At 38.8% G+C, this 13,547-nt stretch carries 15 protein-coding genes; 3 read left to right on the plus strand and 12 right to left on the minus strand.

Annotated features, from left to right (window positions below):
- Positions 1 to 157: 157 nt before the first annotated feature.
- From OK025_RS05020 to OK025_RS05035, 4 genes are read right to left on the minus strand one after another with little or no spacing between them, the layout of a single operon-like run.
- A complete protein-coding gene (locus tag OK025_RS05020; RefSeq protein WP_317668555.1) occupies positions 158 to 1,531 on the minus strand; it encodes an alpha/beta hydrolase family protein in 1,374 nt (457 codons plus the stop codon).
- Between the two features lie 12 nt (positions 1,532 to 1,543).
- Complete coding sequence (locus OK025_RS05025) at positions 1,544 to 2,128, minus strand: YIP1 family protein (protein ID WP_317668556.1); 585 nt, start codon at positions 2,126 to 2,128, stop codon at positions 1,544 to 1,546.
- Positions 2,118 to 2,609 carry a hypothetical protein gene (locus OK025_RS05030; RefSeq protein ID WP_317668557.1) on the minus strand — a complete coding sequence of 164 codons (492 nt, stop codon included), beginning with the start codon at positions 2,607 to 2,609 and terminating at the stop codon, positions 2,118 to 2,120. Before OK025_RS05030 ends, OK025_RS05025 begins: the two co-directional genes overlap by 11 nt.
- A gap of 45 nt (positions 2,610 to 2,654) precedes the next feature.
- Complete coding sequence (locus OK025_RS05035) at positions 2,655 to 2,954, minus strand: DUF2089 family protein (protein WP_317668558.1); 300 nt, start codon at positions 2,952 to 2,954, stop codon at positions 2,655 to 2,657.
- A gap of 123 nt (positions 2,955 to 3,077) precedes the next feature.
- Between OK025_RS05035 and OK025_RS05040 the strand changes: the two genes are divergently transcribed.
- On the plus strand, positions 3,078 to 3,812 hold the full coding sequence (locus tag OK025_RS05040; protein WP_317668559.1) for a lysophospholipid acyltransferase family protein: 735 nt from the start codon (positions 3,078 to 3,080) through the stop codon (positions 3,810 to 3,812).
- A 7-nt stretch (positions 3,813 to 3,819) separates the two neighbouring features.
- On the opposite strand, the gene OK025_RS05045 is transcribed toward OK025_RS05040, so the two are convergent.
- Together OK025_RS05045 and OK025_RS05050 are read right to left on the minus strand one after the other, a co-directional pair.
- The gene (locus tag OK025_RS05045) at positions 3,820 to 4,950 is read right to left on the minus strand and encodes a glycosyltransferase (RefSeq protein WP_317668560.1); all 1,131 of its coding nucleotides are present in this window, start codon (positions 4,948 to 4,950) and stop codon (positions 3,820 to 3,822) included.
- Complete coding sequence (locus tag OK025_RS05050; RefSeq protein ID WP_317668561.1) at positions 4,934 to 5,908, minus strand: lysylphosphatidylglycerol synthase domain-containing protein; 975 nt, start codon at positions 5,906 to 5,908, stop codon at positions 4,934 to 4,936. The genes OK025_RS05045 and OK025_RS05050 overlap by 17 nt, the downstream gene beginning before the upstream one ends.
- Positions 5,909 to 6,008: 100 nt before the next feature.
- Between OK025_RS05050 and ruvC the strand changes: the two genes are divergently transcribed.
- A complete protein-coding gene (gene ruvC, locus OK025_RS05055; RefSeq protein ID WP_088160095.1) occupies positions 6,009 to 6,575 on the plus strand; it encodes a crossover junction endodeoxyribonuclease RuvC in 567 nt (188 codons plus the stop codon).
- Here the strand turns inward: ruvC and OK025_RS05060 are convergent, their stop codons facing one another.
- Positions 6,576 to 7,622 carry a hypothetical protein gene (locus OK025_RS05060; protein WP_317668562.1) on the minus strand — a complete coding sequence of 349 codons (1,047 nt, stop codon included), beginning with the start codon at positions 7,620 to 7,622 and terminating at the stop codon, positions 6,576 to 6,578.
- Positions 7,623 to 8,009: 387 nt separating this feature from the next.
- Here OK025_RS05060 and OK025_RS05065 point away from each other — a divergent pair, with 387 nt between their 5' ends.
- On the plus strand, positions 8,010 to 8,483 hold the full coding sequence (locus OK025_RS05065) for an Lrp/AsnC ligand binding domain-containing protein (protein WP_046674894.1): 474 nt from the start codon (positions 8,010 to 8,012) through the stop codon (positions 8,481 to 8,483).
- A 35-nt stretch (positions 8,484 to 8,518) separates the two neighbouring features.
- Here OK025_RS05065 and OK025_RS05070 read toward each other — a convergent pair whose 3' ends face one another.
- The 5 genes from OK025_RS05070 to OK025_RS05090 form a co-directional block, all read right to left on the minus strand.
- Entirely contained in the window at positions 8,519 to 9,583 is a 1,065-nt protein-coding gene (locus OK025_RS05070) for a M20 family metallo-hydrolase (protein WP_317668563.1), read from the minus strand.
- Positions 9,573 to 10,379: a pyrroline-5-carboxylate reductase gene (gene proC, locus OK025_RS05075; RefSeq protein WP_120333134.1), complete on the minus strand. Its 807-nt coding sequence runs from the start codon at positions 10,377 to 10,379 to the stop codon at positions 9,573 to 9,575. The genes OK025_RS05070 and proC overlap by 11 nt, the downstream gene beginning before the upstream one ends.
- Positions 10,380 to 10,406: 27 nt before the next feature.
- The gene (argB, locus tag OK025_RS05080; RefSeq protein WP_070570388.1) at positions 10,407 to 11,204 is read right to left on the minus strand and encodes an acetylglutamate kinase; all 798 of its coding nucleotides are present in this window, start codon (positions 11,202 to 11,204) and stop codon (positions 10,407 to 10,409) included.
- A gap of 51 nt (positions 11,205 to 11,255) precedes the next feature.
- Positions 11,256 to 12,218: an acetylornithine carbamoyltransferase gene (locus OK025_RS05085; RefSeq protein WP_075990879.1), complete on the minus strand. Its 963-nt coding sequence runs from the start codon at positions 12,216 to 12,218 to the stop codon at positions 11,256 to 11,258.
- 144 nt (positions 12,219 to 12,362) lie between these two features.
- Positions 12,363 to 13,508 (minus strand): aspartate aminotransferase family protein, encoded by a 1,146-nt coding sequence (locus OK025_RS05090; protein ID WP_317668564.1) that lies wholly within the window; start codon positions 13,506 to 13,508, stop codon positions 12,363 to 12,365.
- Positions 13,509 to 13,547: the final 39 nt, after the last annotated feature.

Genomic DNA, 13,547 nt, shown 5'->3' on the forward strand with positions numbered 1-13,547 from the left:
GGAATAGCGCACTTCAAAGAGATATCCCTTGTTCTAATACACTCAGGTTGATCTAATATAGTCAGGACCATTTAATGTACTATTAAATGGTCCCGATTTTTTTAAACCTATTTGATCCGGAAAAAATATTAAAATTCGCGGCCTTTAGTTGATTAAATCAATTTGTTTTCAGTTTAAGCCACTTTGTCAGATCATCCATCAATTGTTCATTAAAGCTCTCTGAGTTTTCAAAATATTCTTCAATTTTTCCTGTTTGCGCATTTTGAAAAAGGTGATTCAAATTAGGATAATCCTTAATGGTGACGTCGGTGGTGTTTAAACGCAGGTGTTGGAGACAATAAATGTTTTCATTCGCCGGGACTTGAACATCCTTTCCGCCGAAGGAAGCGAAAATCGGTACTTTCACCTGCTTCAGATAATAAGCTGGATCGATGCGAAGAAACGTTCTAAACCAGGGGCTCATCATTGGACTAAGTTTAATCTTCATATCAGGAGTCAGTGGATTCCCGTTATTTTGCTGAATAAGTTCTTTTTCCAACGATTCGGCCAATACTTTTGGTGGCTCGTCTTCCGATAGAATCGTATACAATTTTCGATTATTTGCTTTATTGGTCTGCAAAGCAGCTTCAGATAATCCACCCGCTTTTCCTAAAGCATAGCTCTGTAAAATCAGCAAAGAATCTCCTTTGATCACAGGTCCAGACAGGAGTGCAATATAGTTTACTTTACTATTCTCGGATGCCACGATTTCGGCAATTAGCGCTCCCTCACTATGGCCAATCATCCCGATTTTATCCACATCAACTACAGCTTTTTTGCTTAGAAAATCAACTGCAGCATTGGCATCAGAAGCAAAGTTAATCGTTGTCGCTAAATTAACTTCTCCTTTGGAACCTCCTATACCACGATCGTCGTAGCGTAATACAGCAAAACCATTTTTCGTAAGATGATCTGCGAGCACTTTAAAAGGTCTGTGGCCAAACATTTCAGAATCTCTGTTCTGCTGTCCGCTGCCGTTGACCAATACCACAGCTGGAAATGGTCCTCCACTCTTTGGATATGTCAAAGATCCTGTCAAAAATGCGTTGCCCTTACTATTTTTGAACGACACCTCCTCCTCTACATAACTATATGGAGGAAAAACATCCTGCTTGCGAGAAAGTCCACTCTGCTCATTTTCACTTCTAACCAGAATCATCGCAGATTCGAACGTTCCCTGTTTCATCACCCCTTTCATCACATCTTTGTCCCGATCTAAAAAGCCAGCATACAGAAGACCTATATTCCTAACGTCCATCCAAATGGAATCGTGCTCTATACGTATTTGAGTGATTGCAAATTTTTGCGCTGTTTGCATCGGACTCTCAAAGGTTCCATTCCACTTCCCTGTGCTATCTTTTTGAATATTGAACACCAGCAGCAGCTTCTGCCCCGAAACCTCAACCTCGCCCTTCCATGAGCCATCAAATGTCTGCGCGTGGGTACATGAAAAATGAAAACAAATGATAAATAGGTATAAAATTTTTCTCATTGTCGTTTTTTACTAGAAATTAAACTGTATGCATAAATCCAATATAAAATATAATGCCACAAATACTATACTAATTCCAATCTTCTTATTATTAACGGCTACATTCATACCCTTAACCAATAAATAGAATTGGTAGAATAGCAATAGCAAACTGATTATTCCAAACATACCAAATAAAAATAGCTCAGTTTTATCAACTCCGGCCAATGTATGATCGCCGTTTTGCACTGCTTTTAATACTTGATCAGTGAATTTATCCTGGTGTAACAACTTCCCTAAAAATAAGGCAAGATAGAGCGGAAATGGTATAATCAAAACGACATTCATGACATCAATGATTCTGGTCCTTCTGTTTAATAACATCCCTGCACCGTAAAGAAGTGTAAAAGGAGCCAAAACCATACAGGCATGAACGCCCAAGACAGCCCATATAGAAACCCCTTTATCTGGCTGATAGAAATGCATAAATCCATTAAACTGCTGGCCCGATAAATAAATAATATAGCTTGATAACAAAAATCCGATAACACCAGCAAAGAATAGTTTCCACTCCGGCAATTCCGCAAATGGATTCTGAAAAATCTGTTTAACTTTCATTTTTTAAGAATTGAGATAAGCTCAACTTTTCGATTTCTACTGGATTTTGGGTCCCAATAAGTAATATCTTATCAGTTTCCAATCTAAGTTGTAAGCCCATATTACCACGAGCTGAAAAAGCCAGCCCTTTCTGCCCTCTCCGAAAACCCCATCCACCAAACTCACCAATCGGGTTATATTTTCGTACCTCAACAGCACGAATATCTGTCCAACGTATCCTTTTACGATAGAAATTAAACGGAAAAAAAAAGACTTCAATTCCATCTTCACGAATAGTAGTTCTTAATCGTAGAACGCCAAACAATCCCCATAATACCACATTGATCCAAAACCCCGGTAATTGAAATAATGGAGCAAAATTCAACCGCAAGAGTTCATGCCAGTGCACAGAAAAACTGGCCACACTGACAGATAACAGGATCAGACAGAGCCACCAGCTAAAAAAAGACTGGCTTTCGGTATAAAGCGTATTATTTTTCATCTTGATATAATTCTTTGTTTATCAATCATTCGATTGCCCAGACTGCTAAATACTTCTATTTCTGCCACCATTGTTTGTATGATCAAGCGATTTCAATTTGCGAATCAGATCATCGAGAATATTACGGACCGTCGGATAAGATTTGCCCATCTGATTTGCCATTTCTTTTAAACTACCTGAGTGCATCAAAAAATTCAAAACAAATTCTTGCTCCTCTACAGTAAGCTGCATCAACACAGGTAAAGAAAACTTACCTACAACTTCGGTTTCACAGGAGTCACACACCAATTTAGCGACTTTTAACTTCGCCTCACAACAAGGACAATCAACCGGTATTTTTTTCATTAAATAATAACATTATTAACATTGTTAAAGATAATATTAATAATGTTAAAATAAAAGATTATAAAATCAATATTTTTCAAAAATCATTGCTTAATGATATATTTGTATCATTAAATAACGTTTATGAAGAAGTTTTTAGGCTATTTCCTATCTATTATATTTTGGTTTTGTTTTGGTTTATCCCTAATTATTTTCCACCCCATACAGTGGTTATGTTTAAAGCTGGGTGGATACAATGCACATAAAAAGAGTGTAGATATATTAAATGCATGCCTCGTTGCCTGCTATTACACGCTATTTAATCGGGTGACATTTATTGACAATAAAAGTATTCCAACAGGACAACCCATTGTCTTTGTAGCAAATCACCAAAGTACTTTTGATATTCCTCCAATGATCTATTTCTTGCGTAGATTTCATGGGAAATTTATTTCTAAAATAGAACTTGCCAGTGGCATACCTAGCATCTCCTTCAACTTAAAACATGGTGGTGCCGCAAATATAGATCGCAATGATCCCAAGCAATCTATTGCTGAAATATTGAAACTTGCCAATAATATGAAAACCAAAAACTGGTCCGCGTTTATTTTTCCAGAGGGAACAAGATCGAAAACCGGAAAAATGAAGGCCTTTCATGTTGGTGGAATTGCCACTTTACTAAAGAAAAATCCGAATGCACTCGTTGTTCCTATTGCCATTAGAGGGTCATATGAAATGGTACAATATGGCATGTATCCATTAACGCCATTTCTTCATATGACCTGGGAAGTGCTAGATCCTTTGGATACGGAGGGTAAGAATATTGAAGAGATCGTTAAATTAGCTGAGGAAGCAATAAAACTAAAGGTCGAAAAATAGGAATAAGCTACTTGACCTGCCTTCCTTTCCAGTCGTACTTCCCTACATTGCCCAATATGCCTATATAAGCCAGATAAAGGATATGAGCCAAGCTCAATAAAGGAAGATACCATAAGAGTTCCTTTCTGCTTGCGAACCTTGTCAAAGGTTCAATAAAAATAAATTCGACGACCATCTTTAATAGCAATGCAAAAAGTACAACCCAAGCAACGAATTTCACACCGAAAAGAGCAAGAACTGAAGCTACCAAAATCAATAAATTAAAGAACCAAATGGAAATCCCCAATGCGATGACACCTTTATTTTTATATTTGGTACTTTTTGAAGCCCAGCGTCTTCGCTGGCTAATGAATGACTTCAAATCCGGTTTGGCATCCGTATAAACAACAGCATCTTTTGATTTACAAAACGTTATTCGCTCGGGGTATTGTTCTGCTACCTTATGTAAAAAAAGTTCATCATCACCGGATGCAAGCTCGTCGATCCCTTTAAATCCGCCCATTTGTTTAAAAATATCCTTTCGATAGGCCAAATTAGCACCATTACAGGTCGTTGGTTTTTTGTTACCAATACCTGCAGCGCCCAGACCTATCAAATACAAAAATTCCAGGGTCTGCAGTCGTTCAAAAAAACTCTTTTCTTCTGAATACACCACTGGAGAAGATTGTAGATAAGCACCTTCTTTCTCAAATGTGCTGATAACCGTTGCTAACCAATTCGATCCCATGCGGCAATCTGCATCAGTGGTAATAATAATTTCACCTTGACAGCATTCTATCGCCCTTGAAATTGCTAGTTTCTTATACGAATTCAAACGTCCGTTTTCATTCAATTGAATAAGCTTAACACCTTTCTCTTCATATTCTTTCACAATCAAAGACGTATTGTCGTCTGAATGGTCATCGATAATAATGAGCTCCAGGAGCTCATTAGGATAATTCTGCCCGAGTATGGATTCAATGGTGCGTCTAATATTTAACTCCTCATTCCGCGCAGCGATAATCACAGATACGGTCATTGTTGGCCTAATAGAATTGTTAGGTTCCGAAATCAAGGACCAGCCTCTGCGCATCCATAAAACTAGAATTGCATATACGCAGGCAAAAATGATCAATAAATAGTTAAGAATTTGTATCACCGAAAAAATTAATCTTAAAAACAAAAATAGAACCAAATATAGCTGGAAGAATCAAATTAACGAACCAAATACAGGAAACAATAGCCATTACAGCAATCTCTTGTGTGGTAATATAGCTATATAAATTGCTAGCAACAAAACTTCTCACACTGAAATCAAAAATATCCAATGTAGGTAGAGCTGCCTGAACAAAAAACAGGATAAAAATCATCAGAATCATGGATAAAAGTGGTAACTCAGGCAAAGTTAGCTTCATCAAGATGATATACTGCGAAGTAAAAATAACAAATCGCGCCAAAGAATTTAAAAGAACAATACTGAGCTCGCGCAGTGAATAATGCTCCAATACTTCAAAGAAGGGCTTAATTCGCGTCAAAAACTTAATTTTACCGACCAATAAATCGATCCATTTTACATTGAAATATAAGATGACAAATCCTCCAGCATAGATAATAGCAAGTAGCCATACCCCAAATTGTACTGTTAAAGGAGTAGAAAGAAATTTACAGATAAACCAAGCGATACTTAGTGATCCCGCAACGCTTGTAAGCACCAATTGCGCAAATAATCCAACGCCCATCGCTACGGCTCCCTTTGCTCGATGTTGGGGCTGTAGAAAAAGTACCCGCCCGCCATATTCTCCAATCCTATTGGGTGTAAAAATAGCCCAGGTAAGCCCGCAGAAAACGGATTGGAAAGCCTTCCAAAATGAAATATGCTCCAGTTTAGATGCAAGATACCGCCATTTCACAACTTCAAGCAACCAATTGACAAGCATTAAAACCACAATTAAAATAAGGGTCCAAACAACCGAATGCTGCTCCAAACCAGCAATTAGGGTTTTGAATTTCTCAATATTGCTTCTATCGGATACCTTCACAACGATATACCAGGTCGCTAGGGCGAAAACCAGTATCTTCAATAAAAGACTGATGTATTTTTTTTGTCTTCCAGTCAACTTTTGATAATTAGAGAGCAATGTTACTAAATTTTAGCCAAATGATTAAGTTTTGTCGAACGCAATCCGCGAATAAAACGCAAAATTTGTATTATTGTATATGCAGAAGGAAAAGGCGAAAGAAAGAATAATTTTAGGTATAGACCCCGGAACAGTAATACTTGGGTATGGCATCATCAAAGAAGTCGGCAATAACATATCCTTGGTCTCAATGGGGGTCATCAAAATGGGACATTTAGATGACCATGCCCTAAAACTACAACGTATATTCAAAAAAACTTCTGCTCTAATGCAGGAATATAATCCCGACTGCGTAGCTCTTGAATCACCATTTTATGGCAAAAACATACAGGTCATGCTCAAATTAGGGCGAGCTCAAGGTGTTGCCATGGCGGCAGCGCTGGCGCAAGATATCCCAATCTTTGAATATTCTCCAAGAAAGATAAAACAATCCGTTACAGGGAATGGAAATGCTACAAAGGAGCAGGTTTCCGCTATGCTAAAAAATCTATTAAAATTTGAGGAAACACCACAATTTTTAGATGCCACCGACGGATTGGCAATCGCTGTCTGCCACTCGTTTCAGAAAAATGCAGTATCAGGCAGCAGCAAGTCGTACACTGGATGGTCCGCCTTTATCAAAGACAACAAAGATCGGATCAAGTAATTACATTTGTACCTGACGAATCACATTCTTCACATTCAACTCAACAATATCCGTCATCGTTTTACACTTGAGGTAAGAGTTATTTTGATAAAATTCAGCATAGCCCTCACGTAGCTGTTTGATATTCTCCTGCGTCGAAAGGACCTGCGTTTGCGAAGCATCCCTCAGATCAGCGATCCGATGTCTTTCACTCCGGACTCTATGCACAATGGAAGAACGCTCCTCCTGTTGGTATTGCAACACAGTTTTTTCATTTAGATGTTCCATCGCTAATTTGACATAGGGAAGATTCTCCTTAAAAAATTGTGGCATATATACTTTCGGATTTCCTTCATAAAACTGCTGGTCAAAATCTATTGCCCGAATTCGAAACTGGAAATCATCAAAATCTGGTGTAATCTGCATCACAAAATTGTAGGCCCTCATATCCCCCAACAACGTAATAATACATCGTTCATTAAACTTGACAAATTCTTTGGAAATCCGTGTCAGATTATAATCAGGCGAGAACATACGTGTTTTCGAAAAAGTGTCCCCGGGAATTCCAACAATATGTTCTTCAACCAAAGTATCATGGTCTACCATATAATTCACCTGATTGGGCGACAATATTTCTTCTAACTCCAATCCATATATTCGCGACGCATCGGCCTGCTTGATGTAAAAATAATCGTACACATCATTTAAACGATTTACGATACGAATACGAAATGGTTTCGTATTACCAAAACCGCAGTACTCTACACGATCAATATATTTATGTTGTACGATTCGCGTATTACCCGATGCTTTCAGTTTAGCATAAATCACCTTTAATCCGTCATACAATTGGTCGATAAGATATTGCGGAAACAGTGGAGTCTCCCAAAAAGTATCATTGCCAAATTTATCCATGACAGGTACTGTCTCCGTAAAATTCAGTAGATCTTTGTATCCTATCGGTAACTTTTCGTCTCGCTGATACAGCTTAAGGTATTTATGAAGTCCTTCCCCTACTTCAAAAATTGGTTTCTTTTTCGAAATCTTTACATCTTGAACTTCTTCCATCTCTATTCCGTATTTTATTTTTCGTTTACTTAAACATCACACATTCTGCTACATTTTGCCCCATCATATGCTAAATTTGAACTGATTAGATCTTCAATATGCCAACTGTTTTTCCTACTTCTAAAAAAGGCAATACTAAATAAATTGATCATAATCTTGATATCAAACATGAAAACAATCACTTAACCTATAATAAGATCACCATGAAACAATTATAATCACTTTCAATCAAAAACATATAACATTATCAATATGAATAAGTATTTTTTATTAAATTTACATCTATAAACCGAAAATTCTTAGTAATTTTGAAATAAATTTAATTATTTTAGCTATTGGTCAGATCTTGATGTAACGACCAATTAATGAACACAAAAACCATTGTTAATGGAAAATCAATATGCAAACTATGATCTAGACAATTTGGATATCCAAATCTTGTCTATTCTAATGAACGATGCCTCTATTCCTTATACAGAAATAGCAAAAAAGCTAATTGTATCAGGTGGCACAATTCACGTTAGAATGAAGAAGATGGAAGAACTAGGTATCATTAGAGGGTCAAATCTAATTATCAATCCTCAAAAAGTCGGATTTGATATCACGGCCTTTTTGGGTATCTATCTTGAAAAAGGTTCACAATATGCAGATGCGGTAGATAAATTGAAAGAAATCAAAGAAGTGGTCGAATTACACTATTGTACTGGCCAATACAGTATTTTTGCAAAAATTATCTGTAGAGATACAGTTCACCTGAGAAAAGTATTGAATGAAGATATTCAATCCGTACCGGGGATTCAACGTACCGAGACGATCATCTCTCTCGAGGAGAGTATCAAACGTCAAATCAGCTTAGTCTAGTATAAAAAAAGCTTCCATAAAAATGGAAGCTTTTTTTATACTATCTTTTCTAACATTGCGATATAGAGATCGATCCCGGCTCTAATTTCATCGATATAGATAAACTCATCTGCCATATGCGACCGCGCGCTATCGCCAGGTCCCAGCTTCAGAGAAGGGACAGGAATAAGAGCCTGATCGCTCATCGTCGGTGAACCATATACTTTACGGCCCAGTACAATGCCTGCTTTGACGATTGGATGCGTTTCAGGAATAGAAGAAGACTTCAGGCGCGTCGATCTCGCTGTGACCTCTGATTTTACATGAGACTTGATAATATCCAACGTCTCTTCATTCGAATAAGCATCTGTGGTTCTGACGTCGACAACAAAGTTACAAGTAGCTGGTACCACATTGTGCTGTGATCCCGCCTGAATTACGGTTACCGACATCTTAATTGGGCCTAAAGTTGACGAAGTTTTCTCAAATGTATAATTTTGAAACCATTCAATATCCTTGATCGCTTTATAGATCGCATTATCGCCCTCATTACGTGCGGCATGTCCAGCCGTCCCTAAAGCGGTGCAATCCAACACCATGAGTCCCTTTTCTGCAATCGCCAAATCCAATAAGGTTGGTTCACCCACAATTGCAAAATCAATTGGACCAATATCATCCAAAACAGATTCTACACCGTTCTTACCTGAGATCTCTTCTTCGGCACTGGCGACCAGACAGAAGTTATACTTCAATTCCGTCTGCTGGTAAAAATACAAAAATGTAGCTATCAATGATACCAAACAGCCCCCAGCATCATTGCTTCCCAATCCAAACAATTTACCTTCCTCTACAGTGGCCGCCAAAGGATCTCTTGTATAACCTGTATTTGGTTTTACTGTATCGTGATGGGAATTAAGCAATATCGTAGGTTTAGTGCTATCATAATGGGCGTTATACACCCAGATATTATTGCCTTTCCGATGTGTTTTGATAGCACGCTCCTGAAAGAAGCGATCAATTAAATCTGCCGTGAACTCTTCCTCCTTACTTAAAGACGACAGTCCAATTAATTGTTTTAAAAGGGCTAGAGCATCTTCAAATAGACGCTGTTTATCCTTCATGGTATAGTCCTCCTGCTTTATCCGCAGACAGTTTAATTCCCTTTATAAAAGCAGAACTAAAACCGTTATGTTCCATTTCGTTCAATCCCGCTATTGTACAGCCCTTTGGTGATGTTACCTTATCAATCTCGCCTTCCGGATGAGCATTGGTATGCAATAACAAATCGGCAGCACCTTTTGCAGTTTGCACGGCCATTTTTAATGCGTCATGCGCATGAAATCCGATCTCAACTCCACCTTGTGAAGCAGCACGAATAGCACGTAGGAAGAATGCGATACCGCAGGCACACAATGCCGTTGCCGATGTCATAAGGTCTTCATTAATAACAACCACTGAACCGACAGTTTCAAACATCTTTTCAACCTCCTTCAAACTATCGTCTGAAGCATTGTCGCTGGCGATACAAGTCATTGATTGCGCTATTGCTATTGCTGTGTTGGGCATTGCCCGTATAACCGTGGCATCCGCCCCCAACTCTGCTTTTAAATCGGCACAAGAGACTCCTGACACGATGGAGACAAAAATCTGATTTGTCTTTTCAATTACAGGCGCCACTTCCACCAATACCTTCTTTAGTTGCTGAGGTAGTATTGCGAAAACAACAATATCAGCCCCCTTTACAGCGAGCCTATTATCATTACTTACTGAGAAGCCCTGGCTCGCCTCTTCGGCCAATGCATTCAAATTTCTCCTCGTCAATGTAATATCGGCAGCATTTGCAAATTCACTTTTTACAAGTCCTTTTGCCAAGGAAAGACCGATATTACCGCTTCCGATAATGGTGACCTTTTTCATAGCGATCGTTGGGTTTAGGTTAGATTTTTATTTTAATGTCAAGCAGGTACCAAATTGTCCTTGTTGAAACAAATGTAAATTATTAGCATTTCCAATATAGACCTCTTGAACACCTTTATTTATAGCATTGAATGCATTTTGCAACTTAGGGATCATCCCGTCATTCACCACGCCGGACTCCTTAAGATGTTCAAACTCTTCTGACTTAATCGTTGGGATTACTGAATTCTCATCCGTTACATCGCGTAAAACGCCGTTCTTCTCGAAACAATAAACCAAAGAAGTTTCATATAATGAAGCCAAAGACACCGCCAATGAAGAAGCTATAGTATCCGCGTTGGTATTGAGCAATTGTCCAAGGCCATTGTGTGTAATAGCTGAAAACACAGGAACAAACCCTGCTTCCAAAAACTTCTTGATGGCTAGGGTATTTACAGAGTCATGCAACAAATCACCTACAAAGCCATAATCGACATCTTTTACAGGACGCTTTATAGCTTTTATGACATCCCCATCAGCTCCGGTTAATCCAACAGCATCGCATTTCAAATTTTGCAACTTAGCAACGATTGTCTTGTTTGTCAAGCCAGCGTACACCATTGTTACAATGCGTAACATTTCCTCATTTGTCACACGACGACCTTCTATCATTTGGGCTTCAATTCCCAGTTCACTAGCAAGGCGAGTCGCTATTTTACCACCGCCATGTACAAGAATCTTTTTCCCTGACAATGCAGAGAACTTTTCCAAAAAAGAATCCAATTGGCGTTCATCATCAATAATATTCCCGCCAATTTTAATTATATTTAATACACTATTAGCCATTACGCAACTTTTCCCAATAAAAATAGTTTTTCAATAATTTATAGGATTGGACTATGCCAAATCCTCTAACATACGTTTCAAAACAACCTGAGCAGCCCATACGCGGTTGCTAGCCTCTTTAATCACGAGTGAATTTGGTCCATCTAAAATCTCAGAAGACAATTCAAGATCTCTTCGTACTGGCAAACAATGCATTACTTTGGCATCATTCGTCAAATTGAGCTTCTTGTTATCCATCATCCAATCTTCATCAACACCATATACCTCGCCATATTCTTGATAAGAAGACCAGTTTTTCACATAGACAAAATCAGCATTCTTTAAACTTTCCTCAAGATTATTAGATATGGTTGCACCAGCGGTAAATTCTTCACTTAACTCATAGCCCATAGGCTGAGCTATCGTAAAATCGACCAATCCCTCTTCTTGTGCTTTGCACATCCATTCTGCGAAAGAATTAGGTACCGCCTGAGGTAATGCCTTAACGTGTGGGGCCCAAGCCAATACCACTTTCGGCTTTTCAGTCTTCTTGTACTCAGTGATGGTAATCATATCTGTCAAACTCTGCAGTGGATGGCGTGTTGCACTCTCTAAGGAAACAACAGGAACACCACAGTACTTAATGAATTTGTTGAACAGGTCTTCGCTATAATCCTCTTCACGATCTTTCAATTTTGGAAAGGAACGTAGTCCCAAAATATCACAATACTCGCCCATAACAGCAGCGGCCTCGCGGATATGTTCAACAGTTGTCCCGTTCATCACAACACCATCCTGTGTTTCAAGCGCCCAACCATCTTTATCCATATTCATGACCATCACATTCATGCCCAAATTCATTGCCGCTTTTTGTGTGCTCAAACGCGTACGCAAACTCGGATTCAAAAATACAAGTCCCAACGTTTTATGTTGACCAAGGTCCTGATTGTCATATGGTGCCGCTTTCAAAGCTAACGCTTCTTGAACAACGTCTGCTACACTAGACACATCCTTAACAGAGAAAAACTTTTTCATCTATATCTATTAATTCGAGTGTATTTTCAACGGGCAATCAATAGGCCTGTCACACTCAGTATATATTCTAACTACTACAGCGCAATCAAATTTACACTAGCCAACGTGCGGCTGTTGGACAATTTGATCGACAGCTTTAAGGTTCTATGCAACCGTTACTGCTTTGATATGTGCTTTCAATGCTGATAAAAACTGATCAGCATGATCTTTCGTAATATTCAAAGCAGGCAACAAGCGAATTACGAAAGGTTTAGCCTCCCCTGTAAAGATACGGTTCTTTAGCAAAAGATCTTTCTTTACATGAGCCAAAGATTCAGGTAGTTCTATACCGATCATTAATCCTCTTCCCCTCACTTCAACAATATCTTCGATTTGTTTAAGCTCATCAATAAGATATTGTCCGACTTGCGCCGCATTCTCCATCAACTTATCTTGTTGGATAACTTCCAATACAGCCAGTGCGGCAGCACATGCGAGATGATTGCCACCAAATGTCGTTCCCAGACTCCCGTAAGTCGCCTTAAATTTGGGCGATATACTGATTGCACCAATTGGAAAACCATTGCCCATCCCTTTTGCCATCGTGTAAATATCGGCTTCAACGCCCGAATAATCCTGCGCATAGAATAGGCCTGTTCTTCCATACCCACATTGTACTTCATCTGCAATAAACACGGCATTATATTGATCACAAAGAGAGCGAATCAACTGAAGAAACGATACTGACGCTTCCCTGATTCCACCTACGCCCTGAATACTTTCTACGATAACAGATGAAATTTCATTACCATATGATGCGAAAGCCTCCGTTAAAGCCGCTTCATCATTGAAAGGAAGAAATACAATATTATCGGTCTCGTTGACAGGAGCCACGATACTCGGGTTATCTGTTGCCGCTACGGCCAATGAGGTTCTTCCATGAAAAGCTTTTGAAAACGCTACGACCTTTTTCCGCTTATTGTAAAAAGAAGCCAGCTTCAATGCGTTTTCGTTTGCTTCCGCACCCGAATTGCAAAGAAATAAATCATAATCAACCTTTCCCGAAACTTCCCCTAACAATCGGGCAAGTTCACGCTGAATTGGAATCTCGACAGAGTTGGAATAGAACCCAATACGGTTCAATTGTTCTGTGATGCGTTGTACATAATGTGGGTGCGTGTGTCCGATCGATATCACAGCATGGCCACCATACAAGTCCAAGTAAGCATTTCCTTCGGCATCCCACACCGTTGATCCATTAGCCTTTACTATGTTAATGGGATTAATGGGATAAACATCAAATGGTTTCATCTTAATGAATTATAGATTGATAAACGAAATAGCTAGTAA

The sequence above is a fragment of the Sphingobacterium sp. UGAL515B_05 genome (genome assembly GCF_033097525.1).
Taxonomy (GTDB): Bacteria; Bacteroidota; Bacteroidia; order Sphingobacteriales; family Sphingobacteriaceae; genus Sphingobacterium.

Excerpts from the sequence above, each read along its gene's own strand:
- OK025_RS05020 (WP_317668555.1), bottom strand. The coding sequence starts at position 1,531 with ATGAGAAAAATTTTATACCTATTTATCATTTGTTTTCATTTTTCATGT.
- OK025_RS05025 (WP_317668556.1), bottom strand. The coding sequence starts at position 2,128 with ATGAAAGTTAAACAGATTTTTCAGAATCCATTTGCGGAATTGCCGGAG.
- OK025_RS05030 (WP_317668557.1), bottom strand. The coding sequence starts at position 2,609 with ATGAAAAATAATACGCTTTATACCGAAAGCCAGTCTTTTTTTAGCTGG.
- OK025_RS05035 (WP_317668558.1), bottom strand. The coding sequence starts at position 2,954 with ATGAAAAAAATACCGGTTGATTGTCCTTGTTGTGAGGCGAAGTTAAAA.
- OK025_RS05040 (WP_317668559.1), top strand. The coding sequence starts at position 3,078 with ATGAAGAAGTTTTTAGGCTATTTCCTATCTATTATATTTTGGTTTTGT.
- ruvC (WP_088160095.1), top strand. The coding sequence starts at position 6,009 with ATGCAGAAGGAAAAGGCGAAAGAAAGAATAATTTTAGGTATAGACCCC.
- OK025_RS05060 (WP_317668562.1), bottom strand. The coding sequence starts at position 7,622 with ATGGAAGAAGTTCAAGATGTAAAGATTTCGAAAAAGAAACCAATTTTT.
- OK025_RS05065 (WP_046674894.1), top strand. The coding sequence starts at position 8,010 with ATGGAAAATCAATATGCAAACTATGATCTAGACAATTTGGATATCCAA.
- OK025_RS05070 (WP_317668563.1), bottom strand. The coding sequence starts at position 9,583 with ATGAAGGATAAACAGCGTCTATTTGAAGATGCTCTAGCCCTTTTAAAA.
- proC (WP_120333134.1), bottom strand. The coding sequence starts at position 10,379 with ATGAAAAAGGTCACCATTATCGGAAGCGGTAATATCGGTCTTTCCTTG.
- argB (WP_070570388.1), bottom strand. The coding sequence starts at position 11,204 with ATGGCTAATAGTGTATTAAATATAATTAAAATTGGCGGGAATATTATT.
- OK025_RS05085 (WP_075990879.1), bottom strand. The coding sequence starts at position 12,218 with ATGAAAAAGTTTTTCTCTGTTAAGGATGTGTCTAGTGTAGCAGACGTT.
- OK025_RS05090 (WP_317668564.1), bottom strand. The coding sequence starts at position 13,508 with ATGAAACCATTTGATGTTTATCCCATTAATCCCATTAACATAGTAAAG.